General features: G+C 38.0%; 6 protein-coding genes and 4 pseudogenes. 3 read left to right on the forward strand and 7 right to left on the reverse strand.

The features are described 5' to 3' along the window. The 3 genes and pseudogenes from C7B70_RS28125 to C7B70_RS24855 all read left to right on the forward strand — a co-directional run. A pseudogene (locus tag C7B70_RS28125) lies at positions 1-223 on the forward strand (IS5/IS1182 family transposase); the annotation flags it as partial. Positions 224-282: 59 nt separating this feature from the next. Beyond that, a pseudogene (locus C7B70_RS24850) lies at positions 283-1,117 on the forward strand (IS5 family transposase). A gap of 97 nt (positions 1,118-1,214) precedes the next feature. Then, complete coding sequence (locus C7B70_RS24855) at positions 1,215-1,439, forward strand: transposase (protein ID WP_199192555.1); 225 nt, start codon at positions 1,215-1,217, stop codon at positions 1,437-1,439. Positions 1,440-1,454: 15 nt separating this feature from the next. Here C7B70_RS24855 and C7B70_RS24860 read toward each other — a convergent pair. The 7 genes and pseudogenes from C7B70_RS24860 to C7B70_RS24890 all read right to left on the reverse strand — a co-directional run. After that, a pseudogene (locus tag C7B70_RS24860) lies at positions 1,455-2,232 on the reverse strand (IS5 family transposase). Positions 2,233-2,449: 217 nt separating this feature from the next. Continuing rightward, positions 2,450-2,857, reverse strand: a complete 408-nt coding sequence (locus tag C7B70_RS24870) for a filamentous hemagglutinin N-terminal domain-containing protein (protein ID WP_106371567.1) — start codon at positions 2,855-2,857, stop codon at positions 2,450-2,452. Between the two features lie 15 nt (positions 2,858-2,872). Then, positions 2,873-3,745, reverse strand: a complete 873-nt coding sequence (locus C7B70_RS24875; RefSeq protein WP_106371568.1) for an FkbM family methyltransferase — start codon at positions 3,743-3,745, stop codon at positions 2,873-2,875. A gap of 86 nt (positions 3,746-3,831) precedes the next feature. Next, positions 3,832-4,515 carry a CHAT domain-containing protein gene (locus tag C7B70_RS24880; protein ID WP_146134173.1) on the reverse strand — a complete coding sequence of 228 codons (684 nt, stop codon included), beginning with the start codon at positions 4,513-4,515 and terminating at the stop codon, positions 3,832-3,834. A 19-nt stretch (positions 4,516-4,534) separates the two neighbouring features. Next, positions 4,535-4,837, reverse strand: a complete 303-nt coding sequence (locus C7B70_RS24885; protein ID WP_106371570.1) for a hypothetical protein — start codon at positions 4,835-4,837, stop codon at positions 4,535-4,537. Positions 4,838-4,920: 83 nt separating this feature from the next. Then, positions 4,921-5,076 (reverse strand): hypothetical protein, encoded by a 156-nt coding sequence (locus C7B70_RS26695; RefSeq protein ID WP_158260593.1) that lies wholly within the window; start codon positions 5,074-5,076, stop codon positions 4,921-4,923. Further along, a pseudogene (locus C7B70_RS24890) lies at positions 5,073-5,327 on the reverse strand (IS701 family transposase); the annotation flags it as partial. The pseudogene C7B70_RS24890 and the gene C7B70_RS26695, both read right to left, overlap by 4 nt.

Here is a 5,327-nt window from a genome sequence, read left to right on the forward strand (position 1 = left end):
AGGGACGATTGAAACACTGATGGGTATTTTACATAGTCAAGTACGCTCGTCAGGTGAAAAAAAAGCCAAGTGGACAATGTTGATAATTATAGATTCACAAGCGGTGAAAAATACCTGCAATGCTAATGTTGATTCTAAAGGCTTTTGCCATTACAAAGGTGTCAATGGGAGCAAACGCCATTTAGCTGTGGATACGCTTATTTTTCCGTTTTTTACTGACTAGACCTCTTGCGTGAATAGGTCAAAGGCAGGTAAAAGAGAGATAAAGAAGAAGAAGCAGCCATGACCTACGAGCAATTTAAAGACCTTAAACCTAGCGCATTTAAACGCAGATGTGGTGTACACACTGAAACCTTCGAGCAGATGACCGAGGTGCTGCGCCCCAACCTTGACCGTAAAGGAAAACGCGGTGGACAGTGCAAACTAAGTGTTGAAGATCAATTACTGTTAGTGCTGGAATAGGGCGCGGGAATATCGCATCTCAATTCCACATTGCCACAAGTTGGGGACTGAGTGAGTCAGCAGTATGTCGTCGGCTGGTTCAAAAAGTGGAAACTTTGTTGATGAGTTCTGGTAAGTTTCGCTTACCAGGCAAAAAGCAGTTGCTTGAGAATGCTGACGGTTGGAGTGTAATAGTAGTTGATGTTACCCTTTGTCCTATAGAGCGTCCCCAAAAAAACAGCGTTCCTTCTACAGTGGAAAGAAAAAACAACATACTTTAAAAGCACAAGTAGTGGTCAACCAAGCCACAGGACAAATCATTTGTACTGCTTTTGGCAAGGGGCGAGTACATGATTTTCGTTTGTTTAAGCTGAATAGACTACCAATGTTACCGCAGCAGTTATGTTTAGCTGACCGGGGATATCAGGGCATTGCCAAGTTACATTCCAGCAGTTGCACGCCAACAAAAAAGCCCCGGAAAGCAAAACTTGATAACTTTGAGCGTCAACACAATCGTTTATTAGCTCAATTGCGGATTGTAGCGGAACACGTTAATCGGCGGCTAAAGATTTTTCGCATTTTAGCCGAACGCTATCGCAACCGCCGTAAGCGCTTTGGCTTAAGATTCAACTTGATTGCAGCTATCCTTAACTTTGAACTCGCCCTCACTTCTTGATTCACGCAAGAGGTCTACTGTACCCAAGCTCATGTGTCCGATGACCAGGGCTTAATCCAAATGTTGAGTCCTAACCTCGATTATTTCCGTGCCAAGCGTGTCAACCCATGCGAAGATTACCATCCTGCTTGATAATGGCTATCACCCCGATAAAATTACTTTAGCTTTGCAAAAACTCTACCCTCAGATCCTGACTAAGATCCGTTTTGAACTAGCCCCTAAGCCAACCAAGTCCCAAAAAGCTGCTCAAGGGAAAACAGGATTTGTAGTGGTAGCAACTCGGTGGGTAATTGAGCGGTCTAATGCTTGGATGGAACGTTAGACCTCTTGCAAAAGCTTAGGAAGCTGATTCAGTATGACTAAGGCGAAGCTCATAGTTATAAACACCAGCAAGAAGATTAAATCTTAAAGAAAAACGTTTTCGTCGATTGCGATAACGTTCAGCTAAAATCTTAAGTCGGCAATTGACATATTCGACAACTACTCGAAGAATAGCTAATTGTCGGTTGGCTTTTTTGACCTCATTTGCTAATTTACCTCCTCGCGGCTTTTTGTGAGGAATCAAACTATTAATATGCTGTTTTTGAATTCCTTGATATCCTTTGTCTGCCAAGCACTTAATCTCTTTTCTTATCAATAATTGAGAGTTTTTAAAGATGCGAAAATCCTGTTCTTTTCCTTTACCATGAGCCGTACAAATAATCTCTCCTGTCTCCTGATTGACAACTATCTGGGATTTAAGTGTAGGTTTCTTCTTTTTTCCCCTGTAATATTGTCGCTGTTTTTTTTAGGGCGGAGGGTAGGGCTTTCTGTGACCTCAACGTGACACAGTTTTTAGGGCATTTTCTAGATTAAACAGGTGTTTTTTCCCAGCTAAACTAAACCTCCCGGACTTCATCAACTCATCTTCAACTTTTCGGATAATTCGGTAAACTGTTGATTCGTTAACTCCCCAAGTCTGAGCTATATGAAAATAAGTTCTATATTCTCTCCCATACTCCAAACTCATTAAAAGTTGGTCTTCCATTGAAAATTTACTTGGGTAGTCCTGGAGACTTTTGTGCTTCAGCTTTCCTTAAAATTGAACTCCTTTGGTCAAAAGTTTGCTGCTGGATGCCACAAAATCGCTTAAAATCTGATGGTTTAAGGTGTTTTACTTTTTCCTAGGTCATTCTTGATTTTCCTTGAACCTACTTTATCTTACCCTTTTGCAAGAGGTCTGTTGTAAAAGTTTAGTCAAAAACTTTGAACGCACTCTAGACCATGCCACAGCAAAGCTCAAGAGCGTGTTTCATCAAGCTGATGCTTAAAAGGTTGGCACACAATTAAATGTCAAATGGGTTCTATAAACGACCCAGTAAGATTTAGGGAAGCATTAGGACCAAAAATGATTCCATTAGGATTTAATAAGAACAAACTTGTAGCACCATTGGCTTCAATTAAACCATCGATATTTGAGATTGATACTCCTGTTACTCTACTGAAAATATTTTGAATATTAGCCCCGTTATTAAAATAAGCCGTTTCACCTGTAGGAATAGAAAACTGCTCGAAACTGTGAAACAAGTTTGTACCTGCCTCTGTACCTCCAGAAATTGTAGCCCTACTGTTTTGCTCTGTGACAGTAGAACTATTAGGTAGTGTTGTATCGGGAATAATTTGACTGTATGTAGGAGTAATTGTAGCTAAGTTGTAAAAAGCTATTCCGCTTACACACCAAAATCTTAATATCTGTTTCATAATCATTTTTGTACTCTATTTTTTGTTAATTTCTGCTCGTAAAGCATACATATTACAAATATCAGTACCTTTGAGATAAGGTTCTTGTTCGACCACAACTTTGTCAAATCCATGACTGGCAAGCAATGTTTTAATTGTCTCAACTCTATTTTCTAAATCGTGAACCTCTAAAACAATTTGTTTTATCTTTGTCCAATCTTGTGGCTTAATTCCTAAAAGTACGTCTAATTCACTTTTTTCAACATCTATTTTTAATAAGTTGATATGCGGAACTTTGTAATCGTGGATAATCTCAGATAAAGTTTTTATTTGACACGTAACTTGTTCTACTACAAAAGCTTTTTGTATTTTACGATTGAGTATAAATGAAAGCATAAAGTGCGGTATTACAGTATATTTATATAAAGGATGAAATATATTTTTACTACCGTGAACTTCATTTATTTTTTGAAGCGCAGCTTTTTTAAATTTGTCTTTTTCTTCTTTCGATCCGTCTGGATATACAGTAGATATTGATGAAGTATTGGGGTAAAAGCCAAATTTTTCAGTACGTGCATAGTTTGAAAGTCCACAAGGAATTGCCTTTACTTTCTCCGAAGTAAGGCGTTTAATGTTTCCTTCTAATAACTCAAAGGTTTTTGCAATAGGTTCAAAAGCATAGATATTTACATCCCCTTCATTTTCTTTCCACGTATACAAAGAGAAAATGCCAATGTTAGCTCCTACATCAAATACTATGTCACCTTTATTTATTTTAATTCCATGCCTGAAGTATTCTTGTACTTGTTCGTAAATTAAAAATATTTCTTCGTTTTTTTGAAAACAATATATCTCTATACCATTTGGAAGGACTGTTGTTGAAATTTCAGGTTGCGAGTTACTTGGCATAATTTCTAATTAAAGTATTACCATTTAAATTAAATAACAGATACGAAAATTGATTTTTATAATAAATAATTATTGTGTGCATATATTTAACTATTAACCAAAATAAAGCTAGACCATCTAGCAGGATGACTGTTAGGTCTAGAAATTAAACTTAACTGAGCCTTTCTAAGCGCTTCTGCTTTAGTTGTACCTGGTTGACGCAAATAAGAATAAAAATTCTCAATCAGTGGCACTGTATCAGCATCGTTAACAAACCATAAACTAGCCAAAACATTTTTAACGCCAGTGCGCGCAGCGAGTCCAGCAATACCTAAAGTGGAGCGGTTGTCGCCAGCCGCAGTCTGACAAGCACTAAGTGTAAGCAAGTCTATAGGTTTAGTGTTAGCTAAGAGGACATTTTCAAACTCTTGCAAAGAGATACGACCGTTGTAGGCTTGCAGAAAAGTGCTGTTTGCTGTGCCTCTAAATTTACCATGAGTTGCAATGTGAAGAACTGAGGGATTTTTTTGCTTAATAATTTGTTTTTCCAAGTTAGCCAAAGTAAACTTTTGGTCTAGAAATCTATTGCCCCCTAAGATATCACGTACAGCTTCAGTTTCGGCATTAACATTAGGTAAGGAATCAAAAGGTGGCACTTTTACAGTCAAACCAAATACTAAGGCTTTTTGCTCTTTCTTTTGCGGCTCTTTTGTACTTAACCCTAAACCAAGAGAGGTAGACACTGCGTACTTTTGAACTAAAAATTGCTTGCCATCATGCAATGCTGCCATTGGTATATTTCGTAATACACTATCGTTGATAAAAAGTAGGTTCACTCTGGGCTAAATCTGCTGCCATCGGACGGATTAGCAGATTATAGAGTCTTTGTGCTGGCTCAAGATATGCCTCAGTACCAAAATCTTCTAACTTGGTGCGAAATTGCTCGACCTCGCTTTGCATCTGCTTTGCTGTTATCGTTGCTGGGTAACTTTTGAGCGTACCGTCAGGTAAACGTAAGATTAGATAAGTGCGATCACTCAAGATGAGAGAATTAATAACAGCTTCTTTAGTCCTAACTCGTTGAGTTGAAGTTAGGGCAAGCTCTACCTGCAAACACTCATCACCAAAAAAGCTTTGTAATTCAGTTAGCTTTAGTAGCTGAGAAACAGAAAGCGCCTCAGTTGCTTGTCCCTTGTCTAGTAGTAATACATCAGTTCGCGGTAGACTGGTTCAACCGAATCGCGGACATCAAATTGTAAGTCAGTGTTGGCACTAACAATATCACCTCTGATACGTTGTATCCCTCTTTTGTCAGTTTCCGAAATCAACAAATAGTAAATAAAGTCTTTCATCCAGAAGAATAAAAGGGTTTGTATTGATTCATTGCGCTAATTAAGTAATTAAATCCAAGCAATAAGTTGGAGTTGGGGAAAATATCTAACCAAGGAGAAAATAACCAAAATAATAAGAGTGGTTGGACAACTAATCGCAGATTATTTAGAACATTTTTCCATCCGCTTGCATGGTTCCATTGTTGATGGTTAGAAAAATCTATCATATTACTTTTTTGACTCTCAGTTTCAATTTGAGCAGATTGCTTTAG

The sequence above is a fragment of the Chlorogloea sp. CCALA 695 genome (assembly GCF_003003885.1).
Classification (GTDB): Bacteria; Cyanobacteriota; Cyanobacteriia; order Cyanobacteriales; family Chroococcidiopsidaceae; genus Aliterella.

What these genes read in the sequence shown, in the direction of transcription:
- C7B70_RS24870 (WP_106371567.1), bottom strand. Translation starts at nt 2,857, where the DNA reads ATGAAACAGATATTAAGATTTTGGTGTGTAAGCGGAATAGCTTTTTAC.
- C7B70_RS24875 (WP_106371568.1), bottom strand. Translation starts at nt 3,745, where the DNA reads ATGCCAAGTAACTCGCAACCTGAAATTTCAACAACAGTCCTTCCAAAT.
- C7B70_RS24880 (WP_146134173.1), bottom strand. Translation starts at nt 4,515, where the DNA reads ATGGCAGCATTGCATGATGGCAAGCAATTTTTAGTTCAAAAGTACGCA.
- C7B70_RS26695 (WP_158260593.1), bottom strand. Translation starts at nt 5,076, where the DNA reads ATGAAAGACTTTATTTACTATTTGTTGATTTCGGAAACTGACAAAAGA.